The organism is Brevundimonas sp. LM2 (assembly GCF_002002865.1).
Lineage (GTDB): Bacteria > Pseudomonadota > Alphaproteobacteria > Caulobacterales > Caulobacteraceae > Brevundimonas.
In genome coordinates, this window is record NZ_CP019508.1 from 2838168 (window position 1) to 2853902 (window position 15735).

The 15735-nt window shown below is 69.2% G+C and carries 13 protein-coding genes; 2 read left to right on the plus strand and 11 right to left on the minus strand.

From position 1 onward, the window contains the following. Positions 1-55: 55 nt before the first annotated feature. The 3 genes from BZG35_RS14080 to cysK all read right to left on the minus strand — a co-directional run bounded on the left by BZG35_RS14080 (position 56) and on the right by cysK (position 2918). Complete coding sequence (locus BZG35_RS14080) at positions 56-490, minus strand: MucR family transcriptional regulator (RefSeq protein WP_077356457.1); 435 nt, start codon at positions 488-490, stop codon at positions 56-58. Positions 491-660: 170 nt separating this feature from the next. After that, positions 661-1893 carry a DUF2336 domain-containing protein gene (locus BZG35_RS14085; RefSeq protein ID WP_077356459.1) on the minus strand — a complete coding sequence of 411 codons (1233 nt, stop codon included), beginning with the start codon at positions 1891-1893 and terminating at the stop codon, positions 661-663. 38 nt (positions 1894-1931) lie between these two features. Further along, a complete protein-coding gene (cysK, locus tag BZG35_RS14090; protein ID WP_077356461.1) occupies positions 1932-2918 on the minus strand; it encodes a cysteine synthase A in 987 nt (328 codons plus the stop codon). A gap of 280 nt (positions 2919-3198) precedes the next feature. Between cysK and BZG35_RS14095 the strand changes: the two genes are divergently transcribed. Both BZG35_RS14095 and BZG35_RS14100 read left to right on the plus strand, forming a co-directional pair. Next, entirely contained in the window at positions 3199-6429 is a 3231-nt protein-coding gene (locus BZG35_RS14095; RefSeq protein WP_253189186.1) for a PAS domain S-box protein, read from the plus strand. A gap of 71 nt (positions 6430-6500) precedes the next feature. Continuing rightward, a complete protein-coding gene (locus BZG35_RS14100) occupies positions 6501-7250 on the plus strand; it encodes a M48 family metallopeptidase (RefSeq protein WP_077358166.1) in 750 nt (249 codons plus the stop codon). 46 nt (positions 7251-7296) lie between these two features. Here the strand turns inward: BZG35_RS14100 and BZG35_RS14105 are convergent, their stop codons facing one another. The 8 genes from BZG35_RS14105 to BZG35_RS14140 all read right to left on the minus strand — a co-directional run bounded on the left by BZG35_RS14105 (position 7297) and on the right by BZG35_RS14140 (position 15714). Continuing rightward, complete coding sequence (locus BZG35_RS14105) at positions 7297-9678, minus strand: TonB-dependent receptor (RefSeq protein ID WP_077356463.1); 2382 nt, start codon at positions 9676-9678, stop codon at positions 7297-7299. Between the two features lie 104 nt (positions 9679-9782). Beyond that, the gene (locus BZG35_RS14110) at positions 9783-10799 is read right to left on the minus strand and encodes a LacI family DNA-binding transcriptional regulator (protein WP_077356465.1); all 1017 of its coding nucleotides are present in this window, start codon (positions 10797-10799) and stop codon (positions 9783-9785) included. A 90-nt stretch (positions 10800-10889) separates the two neighbouring features. Further along, positions 10890-11462 (minus strand): Uma2 family endonuclease, encoded by a 573-nt coding sequence (locus tag BZG35_RS14115; protein ID WP_150126053.1) that lies wholly within the window; start codon positions 11460-11462, stop codon positions 10890-10892. Continuing rightward, a complete protein-coding gene (locus BZG35_RS14120) occupies positions 11459-11659 on the minus strand; it encodes a hypothetical protein (RefSeq protein WP_371454806.1) in 201 nt (66 codons plus the stop codon). The genes BZG35_RS14115 and BZG35_RS14120 overlap by 4 nt, the downstream gene beginning before the upstream one ends. Beyond that, a complete protein-coding gene (locus BZG35_RS14125) occupies positions 11646-12032 on the minus strand; it encodes a Uma2 family endonuclease (protein ID WP_077356471.1) in 387 nt (128 codons plus the stop codon). The genes BZG35_RS14120 and BZG35_RS14125 overlap by 14 nt, the downstream gene beginning before the upstream one ends. Before the next feature lie 68 nt (positions 12033-12100). Next, positions 12101-13174: an enolase C-terminal domain-like protein gene (locus tag BZG35_RS14130; protein ID WP_077356473.1), complete on the minus strand. Its 1074-nt coding sequence runs from the start codon at positions 13172-13174 to the stop codon at positions 12101-12103. Then, positions 13146-14843 (minus strand): GH3 auxin-responsive promoter family protein, encoded by a 1698-nt coding sequence (locus BZG35_RS14135; protein WP_077356475.1) that lies wholly within the window; start codon positions 14841-14843, stop codon positions 13146-13148. Before BZG35_RS14135 ends, BZG35_RS14130 begins: the two co-directional genes overlap by 29 nt. Beyond that, complete coding sequence (locus BZG35_RS14140) at positions 14824-15714, minus strand: sterol desaturase family protein (RefSeq protein ID WP_077356477.1); 891 nt, start codon at positions 15712-15714, stop codon at positions 14824-14826. Before BZG35_RS14140 ends, BZG35_RS14135 begins: the two co-directional genes overlap by 20 nt. Between the last annotated feature and the right edge of the window lie 21 nt (positions 15715-15735).

Genomic DNA, 15735 nt, shown 5'->3' on the forward strand with positions numbered 1-15735 from the left:
AAAAACCCTCTCCCGTCGGGAGAGGGTTTGTTCGACTTCAGAGTTGGCGTGACGCCTATTTCTTGGCGGCGACGCGCGGGGCGCGGGCCGGCTTGCGACCGCCCTGGCCCAGACCCATCTGCTTGGCCAGATCCGAACGCGCCTTGGCATAGTTCGGGGCGACCATCGGATAGTCTTTGGGCAGACCCCATTTGGCGCGGTATTCCTCGGGGCTCATGTCGTACTTGGTGCGTAGGTGGCGCTTCAACGACTTGAACTTGCGGCCGTCTTCCAGACAGATCAGGAAGTCGGGGCTGATCGACTTGCGGATCGGCACCGCCGGTTCCTTGACCTCCGGCTCGACTTCCACGACGCCGGTCGAGACCTGGCTCAGCGCGGCATGGATATTGGAAATCAGCGAGGGCAGGTCGTTGGCCGACACGCTGTTGTTGCCGACATAGGCTGATACGATGTCCGCGGTCATTTCCAGAAGCTCAGACCGGTCGTCCACTCTTGTCGCGTCCACGGGGTTTTCCTTACCTAGACTTTTCGCACTATCGCGCTTGTGAGTCTGGGGAATAAGGATATTCGGTGACGAAAGCAATGCATCGTCATGTCTTCTTCAATCCAGCCGACGGCAAAGGTCAGCGCGACTATAGTCCTTAGGACGGCAGTCTATGATCAGCGTCCGAAGTTCTCGGCCAGCATCAACCTGGCCGCCCGTTCGGGGGCCGAATAGTCGTCCAACGCCTCCTCCTCGCCTTCGCGGATGGCCTTCAGCAAGGCCGGCGACATCGCCGAGGAGAGGGACCAGTTCCAGTAGCGCAGCACCGTCTGGGCGCGGTCGACGGCCAGCATCTCGTAGGTGATCTGGACCCGCTCCCAGTCCGGGTGCACGCCGCCACCGACGGTTGTTTCCGGCCGTCGCATCGAGCGCCAGAGGTTCTGAAGGTCGACGCGCGAAAGACCGGTGGCCTTGCACAGGATGGCCAGAGGCTCGCCGCAGACGTCCCCCAGGATCTTGGCCCCGGTCAGAGGTTTGATGCCGGCCAGATAGGCGATCTCGGCCGCGACCTCGCGGTCCAGTCCCTCCTTGGCCGCCTCGCTCACCGCATGTTCGAGACTTTTGTACGGACTCTTCTCGATCGCCGCGCGGTTTCTCTGGCGACGCTCGATGAACTGCAGCGCCTTGCGCGCGACGGGGTCCTGCCAGCCCTCGGCCGCCGCCATGATGAAGACGTCCTCGACCACCTCCTGCATGACTTCGCGCGAGACGGCGAAACGCTGCAGGATGGTCTTGCGGTCGTCGGCGCCGCACCACCAGAACATCACATAGGCCCCGGACGGTCGCAGTTCCGACCGGCGCAGCAGATGGCCGCACAGCGTCGGCGAGGATCGGCTGAGATTGACGACGGCTTCGACGCCGCACTGCGACAGCCGCGCGGTGGTGTTGCGCAGGATCGCCTCGATGACCGGCGTCTCGTCATAGGCGATCAGGGTCTCGGTCACGACCTCGGACAGGCCGCGCCGGCTGGCCATCAGGAAGCGGTGTTCGAAGGTCGTATCGCGAGCGCAGGCGACCAGATCGGCGTCGCTCAATGACGCGCACCCCTCGATGAGCAGACCGGCGATGGTGGGATCATCGCGCAGCAGCATCCGCGCCAGGCTGTTGGGCAGTTCGCTCAAAGGGGTCAGCCGCTGCGCCACCCGGTGGCGCTCTCGCGGCGCGGCCAGCCGCAGCATCTCGACCAGCAGGTCGCCGACGACGGAGCGCTCGAACGCATTGACCCGACTGGCCGGCAGCGACACCACGTCCGCCAGTCGCTTCAGCAACGCATGGCGCGCGCGGAAGACCGGCGGCGGGGCGTCGGGCACCAGAGGCTCTGAAGTCTGGGCGAGGGCCGGTTCGGACATGGGCGCTCAACCTAGGGCCGATCCGGTTAACCGAGACCTTACAGCCCCTCGAACAGGGCGGTCGACAGGTAGCGTTCGGCGAAGCTGGGAATGATCACCACGATGGTCTTGCCCGCGTTCTCGTCCAGGGCGGCCAGGCGGAAGGCCGCGACCAGGGCCGCGCCCGAACTGATGCCGACCGGGATCCCCTCGACCCGCGCGACCTTGCGGGCCATCTCGAAACTGTCCTCGTTGGAGACCTGCTCGACCCCGTCGATGACGGACCGGTCGACGATGGCGGGGATGAAGCCGGCCCCGATCCCCTGGATCTTGTGCGGACCCGGCTCGCCTCCCGACAGCACGGGCGATGCCGTCGGCTCGACCGCGATCATGCGGACGGAGGGCTTCTTGGCCTTCAGACCCTGGCCGACGCCGGTGATGGTCCCGCCGGTGCCGACGCCGGACACGACGATGTCCACCGTGCCGCCCGTGTCGTTCCAGATTTCCTCGGCCGTCGTGACGCGGTGGATCGAAGGATTGGCGGGGTTCTCGAACTGCGACGGCGTAACCGCGCCCGGGGTGCGCTCCAGCAGCTCGCTCGCCATGGCGATGGCGCCCTTCATGCCTTTCTCGGCCGGGGTCAGCATCAGTTCGGCCCCCAGCAGGGCCAGCATCTTGCGCCGCTCGATCGACATGCTTTCCGGCATGACCAGGATCAGCCGATAGCCTTTCGCCGCCGCCACGAAGGCCAGGCCGATCCCCGTATTGCCGCTGGTCGGCTCGATGATGACGCTGTCCGGCGTCAGACGGCCCGCCGCCTCCAGCGCCTCGATCATCGACACGCCGATGCGGTCCTTGACCGACGACGTGGGGTTGAAGAACTCCAGCTTGGCCAGGACGCGGGCCTTGGGCTGGTGCTCGGCCGACAGGCGCGGCAGGCCGACGATCGGAGTGTCGCCGATGGTGTCGATGATGCTGTCATAGACCTTGCCGCGGCCGTGGGTCGCGTGGCGGACGGTGTCGTAGGCGGTCGGCAGGTCGGACATGGGGCGCTCCGGTCTCGGTCGGGGCCCTCAGACATAGGCTCCGGGACCGGCCGCACAAGACATCTTTGCTGCGCCCCGCCCCGAGATTCGGTCGTCGATCCAGACGCTTCACCGGGTCTGGCGTCGCGCGATCCGACATGTGAAACCCTTGAACCTTGACCGCGTTCGGTCACACTGGACCGCGCCGGCGCGGCGCTGGGGGAGCGGACCACTGACTGAGCAAGCCTACAACGCCCCTCCTCCGTCCGCCTTTCCCGGCGGAAATGGAGAGCTGGCCGGATTGATCCGCGCCTTCGACTGGGCGTCGACGTCGCTCGGGCCGATCGACCTCTGGCCGCAGAGCCTGCGCACGGCCACGGCTCTGCTGGTGGCTTCACCCGTGCCCATGGTCATGCTGTGGGGTCCGGCGGGCGTGATGATCTACAACGACGCCTATTCGGTCTTCGCGGGCGGGCGTCATCCGCAGCTGCTCGGCTCGAACGTGCGCGAGGGCTGGCCCGAGGTCGCCGACTTCAACGACAACGTCATGAAGGTGGGCCTGGCCGGCGGCACCCTGGCCTATCGCGATCAGGAACTGACCCTGCATCGCCATGGACGGCCGGAGCAGGTCTGGATGGACCTCAACTACTGGCCTGTGGCGGACGAGGACGGCCGGCCGGCCGGCGTCATCTGCACCGTCATCGAGACCACCGACCGCCATCACATGCGGGCCCGAAAGGAGGCCCTGCTCGACCTGAACGATACGCTGCAGGACCTGACCGATGCCGGAGAGATCGCCCACGCCGGGGCCAGCATCCTGGCCAGGGCCCTTGGGGTCTCGCGGGCCGGCTATGGTCTGATCGATGCCGCCACGGCGACCATCGAGATCCAGAAGGACCATGCGCCACCCGGCGGCATCAGCCTGACCGGCAGCGTGGCCTTCGCCGACTATGGCGCCATGTTCCCGGACCTGCTGCAGGGCCGGGTCGTGGCCGTCGACGACGTCGCCCTGGACCCCCGCACCACCGAGGCGATCGAGGCGATGCGTCATCTGGACGTGGCCGCCACCGTGAACCTTCCGCTGCTCGAGCAGGGCGAACTCGTCGCGCTGATGTACGTCGGCAATGATCGCCCCCGCCACTGGACCTCGCCCGAGCTGAGCCTGATCCGCGAGTTCACCGTCCGGGTCCGCACCGCGACCGAGCGCGCCCGCGCCTCGGCCGAGCTCGCCGACAGCGAAAGCCGCTACCGCACCCTGTTCGATGCCATCGACGAAGGCTTCTGCATCATCGAGTTCACGGACGGCCCGGAGGGACCCGACAGCGACTACATCCATGTCGAGGTCAATCGCGTCGCCGCCGAACAGGCGGGCCTTTCCGATCTCGACGGCCGCAGCGTGAGAGAGATGCTGGGCGACGAGGGCCGCGACTGGGTCGAGCTGTATCGCCCTGTGCTCCAGACCGGCCAGCCGCTGCGCCTGGAGCGGGAGCTGCAGTCCACGGGGCGCTGGCTCGAGGTCGCCGCCTTTCGCCTCGAGCCGGCCGCGCGCCGGCAGGTTGCCGTGCTGTTCAAGGACCTGACCGAGCGGAAGCGCGCCGAGACCGCCCTGCGCCAGAGCGAGGCTCAGTTCCGGGCCTTCGCCGAGGCCGTGCCCAACCATGTCTGGGCCAGTCGGCCGGACGGCCACCTCTACTGGTTCAACAGCCAGATCTACCACTACGTTGGCCTGTCGGAAGGCGCGCTTGACGGGCGGGAAGGCTGGGCGAACATCGTCCACCCCGACGACCTGCCGGCCGCGGCCGCGGCCTGGGCCCGATCGCTGGAGACCGGGGAGGTCTACCGCACCGAGTTCCGCGCCCGCCGCGCCGATGGCGCCTGGCGCTGGTTCGGGGTCCAGGCCGAGCCGGTGCGGGACGCCGAGGGCCGGATCACGGGATGGGTCGGGGCGAACAGCGACATCGACGACATCCGCCGTCTTAACGCGCAGCTCGAAATCCTGCTCGCGGGCAGCAAGGCCGAGCGCGACCGGCTTTGGACCCTGTCCGCCGACGCCCTCGCCCGCGCCGACTACGCCGGGGGCCTGCTGGCGGTGAACCCGGCCTGGACGGCCATCCTGGGCTGGAGCGAACAGGAGCTGTTGACCAACCCCTATGCCGACATCATCCATCCGGACGACCTGGAAGCCACGGTCGCGGCCCTGACCCGGATGGGCGAGACCGGCCAGGCGGTGCGATACGAGAACAATATCCTGTCCAAATCCGGTGTCTGGACCCCGATGGGCTGGACCGTCTCGCCCGAGCCGGACGGCGTGCATTTCATCGCCGTCGGCCGCGACCTGACCGAGGACAAGGCCCGCGAGCGCCAGCTGGCTCTGGCCCAGGAGGCCTTGCGCCAGTCCCAGAAGATGGAGGCGGTGGGCCAGCTGACCGGCGGCATCGCCCACGACTTCAACAACCTGCTGGCCGGTATCTCGGGCTCGCTGGAGCTGCTGTCGCGCCGCCTGTCCGAAGGCCGGCTGAACGGCATGGAGCGCTATATCGACGCCGCCCAGGGCTCGGCCCAGCGCGCCGCCTCCCTGACCCAGCGCCTCCTGGCCTTCTCGCGCCGCCAGACCCTCGATCCCAAGCCCACCGACGTGAACCGTCTGATCGCGGGCATGGAGGACCTGATCCGGCGCAGCGTCGGGCCGGATGTCGAGGTCGAGGTCGTCGGCGCCGGCGGTCTGTGGGCGACGCGCGTCGACCCGTCCCAGCTCGAGAACGCCCTGCTGAACCTGTGCATCAACGGCCGCGACGCCATGGCCCCGGACGGCGGCCGCCTGACCATCGAGACGGCCAACAAATGGCTGGACGAGCGCGCCGCCGCGGAGCGCGACCTGGCCCCCGGGCAGTACATCTCGCTCTGCGTCACCGACACCGGCTCCGGCATGACGCCCGAGGTCCAGGCCCAGGCCTTCGACCCCTTCTTCACCACCAAGCCCCAGGGCCAGGGCACAGGTCTGGGGCTGTCGATGATCCACGGCTTCGTGCGCCAGTCGGGCGGCCAGGTCCGGATCTATTCCGAGCTCGGCAAGGGCACGACCCTGTGCCTGTACCTGCCCCGCGACCAGGCCGGCGTCGAGGAGGGCGAGGACGTCGCCCCGACCGCGGTGGCGGAGGGCGGCCACGGCGAGACGGTCCTGATCATCGACGACGAGGAAACCGTGCGCATGCTGGTCGCAGAGGTCCTGGGCGAGGCCGGCTACAACGTCATCGAGGCGCCCGACGGCCCGTCGGGTCTGGAGATCCTGCGCAGCGACCGCCGCATCGACCTGCTGGTCTCCGACGTCGGCCTGCCCGGCGGCCTGAACGGTCGCCAGGTCGCCGACGCCGCCCGCGTGACCCGGCCCGAGCTGAAGGTGCTGTTCATCACCGGCTATGCCGAGAACGCCGCCGTCGGCAACGGCCTGCTGGCCCCCGGCATGGAGGTCTTGACCAAGCCCTTCGTCATGGGCGACCTGGCCGCCAAGGTCCACGACATGATCGAGGGGTGACGAAGGCCGAAACCGCCCGCGACGCTGCCGAGTTTCCCCGTTCAACCCGCCAAACCTGCCCCGGAGCCGCCATGACCCGCCGCCTGACCGCCCTCGCCGCCGCCCTCCTCGCCACCTCGAGCCTGGCCGCCTGCGCCTACAACGACACGCTCGGCCGCAACCAGCTGATCCTGGGCGATCCGGCCGCGATCAACCAGCAGTCCGACGCGGCCTGGGCCGAGCTGCTGCGGACGCAGAGCCCGACCCGCAGCGGACCTCAGGTCGAGCGGATCCGTACCGTCGGCGACCGTCTGGTGCGCGCCGCCGGCCTGACCAACCGCGCCTGGGACTACGCCGTCTTCAACAGCCAGAGCCCCAACGCCTTCGTCCTTCCGTCCGGCAAGATCGGCGTGAGCAGCGGCCTGCTGGCGCTCGTGCAGAACGACGATCAGCTGGCCACCGTCATCGGTCACGAGATCGGCCACGTCGTGGCCCAGCACGCCGCCGAGCGGGCGTCCTCCACGGCCCTGGCCGGCATCGGCCTGTCGGTGGCCCAGGGCGTGGCCGGTTCGCGCGGCGAGGCGGTCGGGTCCTTCGGCAACATCGCGGCCCAGTACGGCCTGCTCCTGCCCCACTCGCGCCGCGACGAGCTGGAGGCCGACCGCCTGGGCGTCGACTACCTGGCCGCCGCGGGCTTCCGCCCGTCGCAGGCCATCGCCCTGTGGCGGTTGATGGCGCAGCAACGCCAGTCCGGCCAGCCCGAGTTCGCCTCCACCCACCCGTCGGACGCGACCCGAATCCAGGCGCTGGAAGGCTATATCGCGCAGCGCGGCTGGGCCTGACCGGACGCGGGGTCCGGACCGATCGTCCGAACCCCGCCCCTCAAACCTAGAACCGGGCCCGCAGCGACAGCGTCACCGTGCGCGGCGCGCCGATGAAATAGCGGTCCAGGGTCCGGCCCGTGGTGCTGCCGGCGGTCAGGCCAAACTCCGGCTGGGTCGCCGTCGCGCTCGAGACCGAGGCGATATAGTCCTCGTCGAACAGGTTATCGACGTTGAGCTGCAGCCGCACGTCCTGGCACAGGCCGCCGCAGTCCAGGTCGTACTGCCCGCTCAGCCCGACCAGGGTGTAGGCCTCCAGCTCGTCGACCGCGACCTCCTCGAAGGTCCCCGAGCGCAGGATGTGGCCCCCGACCCGGTCGCCGATGTAACGGGCGCTGGCCTGGAGCTTCAGCCGGGGCAGCGGGGTCCAGTTGATCTCGCCATAGGCCGAGTGTTCGGGGATGTCCCGCACCCGGGCCCCACCGATGACCCCGACCGAGGCCAGGTCGAGCCGTGCCCGGCTGCCCACCGCCGGATCGTCATGCTTGGCGTCCTGGTAGGCGTAGGAGCCATACAGCGACACCGATCCCAAGTCGGTGAAGCCGGTCAGTTCGATCCCGCGCGTGGTGATCCCGGCGGTGTTGGCCGCCCGGGTGGCGACGTTGCCGCGCACCACCTCGTCCGGATCGACCGGGGCGGCCGGATCGCGCGGCACGATGCCGACGTTGTTGGCCAGATCGACGCTATAGGCCTGGATCGACAGGGCCATCGTGTCGCGCACGAACCGCAGGCCGAGGTCGAAATTCTCGGTCTCGACCGGCTCCAGGTCGCCCGGATTGATGACGGCGGTCGACCCCAGGAAGGCGTCCTCGGGGATGCCGGCGAAATTCTGGGCATAGCCCCCGAACACCTCCCAAGCGTCGCTCAGGGAATAGACCGCGCCCAGCTTGGGATTGACGTCCGAGGGCTGCGAGAAGGCGACCTCGGCCCGGTATTCCAGCGGCGAGCGCGCGGCATAGTCGATGTCGAACCAGGTCAGGCCGGCATCGATCTTCAGCCGCCCGTCCAGGAAGACCATCGCGTCCTGCACATACAGCATGGTGGTCTCGACCTCGGCCGAGCGCTCGTATTCGACATAGTTCAGGGCCGCCCGGTCATAGGCGATGCTCGTCGCCGAATCCGTGATGCGATAGAAGTTGCGGCGCTCGGTGGAGTCCCCGCCCTCCCACCAGCCGCCGACGCGCAGCGTGTGGCCGGCGAACAGGTCCTCCACCCGGAACTCGCCGGTGACGCCATAGCGTTCGCGGTCGCGCGGGGTCACCCGCATGTCGGCCGGCCCGCCGACGACATTGCTGTTCCGGGCCGTTACCAGCACCGGGCGCACCGCCCCGCCATTCGCGTTGTAGCCGGTCACCGCCCGGGGATCCGAACCCGTCAGGTCGCGGGCGCGGTCCTGATAGCGGAAGGATTCGCCGTCCAGCGTCTGGTAGTAGGGGTTCAGCGACAGGGTCGCCGACGGGCTCAGCGCCAGGTCGATGTTGACATAGGCCAACAGGTCCTCGCGCGTCCCGCCCAGGGCCCCGCCATAGTCGACGTCGCGCGAGGGAATGCCCGAGATCGCGTCCGTCGCCCGGTCGGTGTCGGGATCGGCCTCGAACTCCTGCAGGGTGACGACGTTGAAATCGTTGTCGGTCTGGTCGTTGTAGGCCACCCGGGCCTGGACCCGAGATCCGTTGGCGAAGCGTTTGACGGCCTTCACCTCATAGTGGTCGCGGCTGGCCGAACGGCTGTCCTCGCCGGCCCAGACGTCATAGTCCTGGCTGGACGCCGACACATAGGCGCTGAGCCCGTCAGCCACCTCGCCGCTGTCGAGGCGGACCGAGGCGCGGCGGAAGTCGAACGACCCGATCCCGCCCTCGAAGCTCGCCCCGGGCGTGGCCGCCGGATCGTCGGTGACGAAGTCGATGAAGCCGCCGAGGGCGAAGCGCGACGGCGCACCGATGTCGCCGGAGCTCTGCGACACGTCGATCCGGCCGATGTTGCTGGGCTCGATGAACCGCATCGGCGGCGAACCGCCGTTGAAGCGCGAGTCGCCCGTCGGAATGCCGTCGATGGTCAGACCGATCTGCTCGTCGCTGAGCCCGCGCAGGGCGATCTCATAGGAGAAGCTGCCGCCCCGGCTGTCGCCGGTCGAGACCTGGACGCCGGGGATCTTCTGCAGGCTCTGGGTGATCTCGGCCCCCAGCGGCCGGTCGTCCAGGTCCTCGCGCCCCAGGGAGAAGGTGGCGCGGCTGAGGCCGGAGCCGAACCGCTGACCGGTGACGACCACCTCGTCCACCGCCGCGGCGGCCTGCGGCGCGGTGTCCACGTTCTGTGCCTGCGCCCCCCCGCTCACCAGCCCCAGGATCGAGCCCATCGCGCTCGACAGCAGCCATCCCCGATAACCCATAGCAAATCCCCCAATGAAGCCGTTGCAGCCCGATCCACCCCCTCGGGTGCAATCTAGTGAAACGTTTCATATCGACGGATGATTACGGTTTGGCGACGCCCGCGTCAGGCTTCGACGACGACCTTGGCCGGGGCCGCCACCGATCCCCGCTCCACGATGCGGACATCGAACGAGACCCGGCGGCGGGGATCCCGGGGCGCGGCGATCCGCTGAAGCAGGAGCGACACAGCCTCGGCGCCGATCTCCTCGATCGGAATCCGCACGCTGCTGAGCGTGGGGGTCGTCAGCTCGCACCAATGGATGTCGTCGAAGCCCAGCACCGACACATCGCCCGGCACGTCCAGCCCCAGGCCACGCAGGGCCTGCATGACCCCCAGGGCGATGATGTCGGCCCCGCACAGGATCGCCGTGGCGGTCCGGGACTCCAGCGCCGCGATCACCTCGGGCTCCAGATCCAGGGCATAGGGATTGACCACCCGCCAGGCCAGGCGGACCTCGCCCTGCAGCTCCATCGCCGCCGCATCGGCCCGCACACGCGAGTTCTGCACATCCACAGGCCCGGCCACGATGCCGATGGCGCGGTGCCCCAGGCTGGTCAGCAGCCGCGCCCCCATCAGGCCGCCCGCCCGATAGTCGGGCTGGACCTGGTCGTATCCGGGCACGTCGCGGTCGATCACCACCGTCGGCAGACCCGCCGTCACCCCGGCCAGAGAGTCCGTGTCGTTGACCGGAAACCAGATCAGGCCGTCGGCCCCGAAGGCCGCCAGGTCCCGCGCCGCCTCGATCTCGGCCGCATGCGAGCCCTGGCTGTCGGCGATCAGCACGCGGTGCCCCGCCTCGCGCGCCGCATGGACGACCGTCTGGGCCAGGGCGGGAAACAGGGGGTTGCTGAGGTCCGGCACGATCAGCCCGAGCGCCCCGGACTTGCCGGTCTTCATCGCCTGAGCGATCGCGTTCGGCCGGTAGCCCAGGGTCTCGGCCGCCTCGCGCACCCGTTGTCGGGTGGCCTCCCCGACGGAGCCGCGGTTGTGCAGGGCATAGGAGGCCGAGGCGATCGAGACTCCGGCCAGGCGCGCGACCTCCTTGAGCGTAGGGCGTGCGCGAAGGGATGGGTCCGGCATAAAAGGTCCTCGGGTCGGAAGGCGTTGTCCGACCCCGGACTAACAAGGCGAAGTGAAACGTTCAACTCGGCAAGGCCGACCGGCGTCGGCTCAGGAGTCCGCCTCAAACGTGATGCCGTCATAGAGGGCGGCCGTCGTCAGGCTGACCTCGATCGCCGGCAGCTCGATTCGGCCCTCCAGACCGTCGACGTCCCGATAGGTCCAGGGCGTCGCCTCGTCCGCCCGCTCCCACACCATCACGCGCGGCAGGTTGGGGTCGATCAGCACGATGGAACGCAGGCTCGGCACCCTTTTGTATTCCTCGGGCTTGCGGGCGATGTCGAAGGCGCGGGTCGATTTCGAAAGCACCTCGAAGAATGCCGTCGGGGCCGCGCTTTCCAGCGCCGTCCGATCGGCCGGCCCGCAATCGACCGTCACGCCGGGCCGCCGGACATTGCCCTCCGGCATCCGGGCGGCGATGTTCGCTGTCTTCGGCTTGCAGCGTTTGCCCTTCAACTGATTGCCGAGTTCGACGATCAGGTTCAGCACCACGTCGTCGTGGGCATGGGTGGCCCCGGTCATCATGCGGATCGGCATGCCGTTGACCAGTTCCCAGCGGTCCTCCTGATCCAGGCACCAGACCAGGAACTCGTCCGCCGTCATTAAATTGAGCGCAACGTTCACGCCGCGTCCGCGTCGAACGTGATGCTGTCATAGATGGCCGTCATCGGCAGGCTGACCTGAATCGCCGTCAGGGGCACGACCCCGTCCAGGCGCTCGATGTCCTGATCCACCCAAGGGGCTGTTTCCTCAGCCCGGCTCCAAAGCAGCACCTGGGGCCGATCCGGTTCGATGATCACGATGTGCCTAAGGGTCGGCATCAGCTTGAACTCCTCGGCCTTGCGCATCAGGTCGATGGTGCGGGTCGAGGGCGACAGCACTTCGAAAAAGACCGTCGGCGCCGTGCTGCTCAGGGATTTGTCGGGGCGCGCTCGCGCAATCGACTGTTACGTCCGGTCGCCGGACATTGCCGTGCAGCATCAGCGCCGCGACATCGGCGGTGTTGGGCTGGCAGGGCTTGCCGCGCAGCTTACTGTGCAGGTCGGCGATCAGGTTGACCACGATCCGGTCGTGCCGACGCGTCGCCCCGGTCATCATCCGAGGCATGCCGTCGACCAGTTCCCAACGATCCTCCTGGGACTGGCACCAGTCCAGGAAGGCGTCGGGCGTCATCAGCTTGAGCGCGGCGTTCATGTCCTCTCTTGTACACCAGCCTTGGCCGGGCTGGAACGCCCCCGTCTCGCCCGGATCGGTGCCCGCCCTCAGTCCGGGAACAGGCTCCACAGGTGCCGCGAGGGGCCGAAGCCGGCGGCGGGCGCGGCCAGCCGGCCGCCGGCCCGGAAGGTCAGAGACGGCTCGCAGGTGTCCCGGCGCAGCAGATGCAGCCCATAGCCGATCTCGGCCGCCGCCAGGGACGGCCCCGCCGCGGCGCATGCGATCAGACCCGCGCGCGCCAGCAGACTGGTCTCCCCCACCTGGGCCCCCACGATAATGCGGTGCCCGGCCGCGCGAGCGGCCGCGATCAGGGCCAGGGTCCGGATCAGCCCCCCCTGTTTGGACACCCTGAGGTTCAGCACGAAGCGGTCATCTCCCGCCACGGCGTCCAGATCCGCCCGGGTGCACAGGCTTTCGTCCAGGACGATCCGCAGACCCGTCGCGTCCGCCACGCGCCGCATCCCGGCGACATCGCGCGCCGCCAGGGGTTCCTCGACCGCCCAGGCGTGACCCAAGAGCGGCCTCAGGGCCGCGATGGCGACGTCCGGATCGGACCACAGATTGTTGGCGTCCAGCCGCAGGCGTCCGCCTTTCGCCAGCCGGCGCGCCCGCGCCAGGTCGTGCGGCCCACCCAGCTTGAGCTTGGCGTCCGTCATCCCGTTCAGCCGAAACCTCAGGCGCTGCAGAGCGAACACCGGGCCCGGCGCCAGGCCGTAGACGGCGCTGACCACGACCGGCCCCGCCTTTTGTCCCATCAGGGCATCGAGCGGCACGGCCTGCTGGCGGGCGAACAGGTCGAGCAAGGCGAGCTCGGCCGCGCAGGCGGCCGACGGATTGGCGTCGATGTCCGACCGGTGCGTCTCCAGCCAGCCGCGCAGCGCATCCAGCCCATCCAGCGCCAGCAGGGCGTCGCGCCGGCGGCCCAGAAAGGCCTCGGCCGTCTGGGGCGTCTCCCCGGTCACATACAGTCGCGGACACCCCTCGCCGTATCCCGCCTCGCCATCCGCGTCCCGCGCCTGGACCAGGATGTTCTCAGCCTCGCCGCGCCGGGCGGCGGCATGGGCGAAGGCGACGCGGAAGGGGATCGGCAGACTAGCCGTGGTCAGACGGGTGGCCCGCATCCGGCAGCCTCCATGCCGTGAAGTCGAACGCGCAGTCCCGGGCGTGCTGCAGGGCCAGGACCTTGAACTGGGCGTCCCTCTGACCGGCCGCCACGCAGGCCGAGCGATAGGCGGCCCCCGCCCCCGGTCGCAGCACCGCCACCCGCACCGGCCCCAGCCGCCCCGTCGCCCGTTTGGCCGCGTATTCGATGTTCAGCTCGGCCAGCGCCCGGTCCAGCGCCGCCGCCGCATCGCGGGTGTCCGGTTCACCGTCCAGTTCCAGATAGGCCGTGTAGGTGGCGGTCGCCTCGTCCGCCAGCACCATGTGGAACGGCACCTGCACCGACAGCGCCCGGGCCAGCCGGGCCACGCCGCCCATGACCTGGTCCTCGGTCAGCTTCTCGCCGGTGATGCTGGTGGTGCCCCGCCCCTTGCGCAGGAACTTCAGACTGGGCGTCGCCCCGATCCGCGGCCCGACGGCCAGGACGTCGTTCAGCTGATAGCGGGCCAGGCCGGACACCGTGGTGACGATGACCTGATAGGCCTGCCCCTCCTCTAGCTCGTCGATCAGCAGGGTTTCGCGGCTCCCCTCGTCCCAGGCCGCGCTCGGCACGAATTCGAACACCACATCGTCCAGCAGCGGCAGGCCGAAATCCTGCGCCGCATCGACCACGATCGTGCCCCGGAACTCGCTGCAGACATACCCGGCCTCCATCAGCCGGACCCCGGGGGCCAGGGCGTCGGCCACGGCCTCCGCGGCCATGGCGCAACTGCCGCCGGTCCAGGTGACCACCCCTGCCAGCCGGGGCCACAGCTGGGCGATGGTCGGCTCGCCCGCCTGCGCCGCCCGGTCCAGCGCGGCAGCCCGCCCGGGCTCCGGCCGGATCGCCGCCAGGATGTCCGCCTTCTGCGCGTCCGGCAGGCCGTCGACGTCGGGACAGGTCCCCGCCGCGATCTGCGTCAGAAAGTCCGCCCAGTGCTGGCGCGAGGTGTCGCGCAGCCGCAGCAGGGTCGAGGGATTGGCGGTGGACACGGCCGACAGGTCCGGATGCTGCAGCGCCAGCCGGGTCACGATCCGGTATTTGACGTCCGCGTCCTCGATGGCGAAGACCGCGGGGGGCACGACATAACGGCTGCGGACCACCCAGGGCATGGAGGCATAGATCAGGCCGGTGGCGGATCCTATCGGCGTGCCGTCCGCCAGACTGTCCTCGCGCATGGCCCCGACCAGGGCCAGGATCCGACCCGCGAACAGCCTGCCCGCCCGGTGCTGCACATAGGCTCCCGCCCTCTGCGCCCGGCGCAGGCGATCGAGGGCGTCCGGCGTCACCGGGATCAGCTTGGGCAGACCGGTCGTGCCGCTGGTGCGGGCGTACATCAGGGGCGTCTCGGCCGTCAGGGCCGGCTCGCCCGTGGCGATCTGGCGTTCGATCCAGGGCCGCAGCCCCTCATAGTCGCGGATCGGCACGGCCCGCCGGAAATCGTCAAAGGTGCGCAGCGCCCCATAGTCGTGAGCGCGGCCGAACCCGGTGTCGCGATGGGCAGCCAGGATCCGCCTCAGGGTCTCGGCCTGGGCCCGGCGCGGATCGGCGGCGGGGCGCATCAGGGCGTCGAGGGCGGCGCGGCCCTGCGTCGCCATCGCCGCCTCGAAGGTCAGACGGCTGACGCTGTCAGAGGCGCGGCGACGCATCGGGCTTTGGCGCGGATCCACTGTAGCGCAGGGGCGCGATCATCTGGCCCGCGAAGGTGCGGGGATAGGCCGGATCCAGCAGGCCCAAGGGCCCGATCGGACGGCGTGGCCGGATATAGGTGCCGAACAGCACGTCCCACCCGGCAAAGGTGTGGGCATAGTTGCCGTCGCTCTCGGCCACGACCTGCGAATGGTGCCAGCGGTGCACCTCGGGCCCGCTGATCAGATAGTTGAACCAGCCCAGACGCACATCGACATTGCTGTGCTGGAACAGCCCGCTGACCGCATAGACCACGAAATAATAGGCCAGCACCTCGGGCCCCACCCCCATCAGGATGAACGGCAGGGTATCGCCGAGGAACTGCAGCCCCTTGTCCAGAGGATGGAAGCGAAAGACGTTCAGCGCATACAGCTTGGTCGGGGCGTGGTGCACCGCATGCAACCGCCACAGAGGCGGAAACCGGTGCGACGCCCGGTGCAGCCCGTAGCGCAGCAGATCGCCCGCCAGGATCTTCAGCACCACCTGCGCCCACAGCGGCCAGGTCTGCGGCCAGACGTCGAACGTCAGGCCGTTGGCGCTGAGCAGGCGTTGGAGTCCGAAGATGGCGATCCACCCCAGCACCAGCGGCACGACGATCTGGACCATCACCAGAAAGGCGCCGTCGTCCAGCAGCTCATGCAGGTCCGGGGCCCATGCCGGCCGGAACGGTATGATCCGCTCGCCGACCACGATCAGCGGGCCGGCGACGGCGATGGCCAGATAGGGCGCGGCCGCCAGGGGCAAATCCAGGGCCAGTGCCCCCCACAGCAGCGCCACCGCCACGATCATGACGGCCGGGTAGAAGAGACGCTGCACGGCCCCGATCGTCATCCCCGAACCCTGCCAAACTTC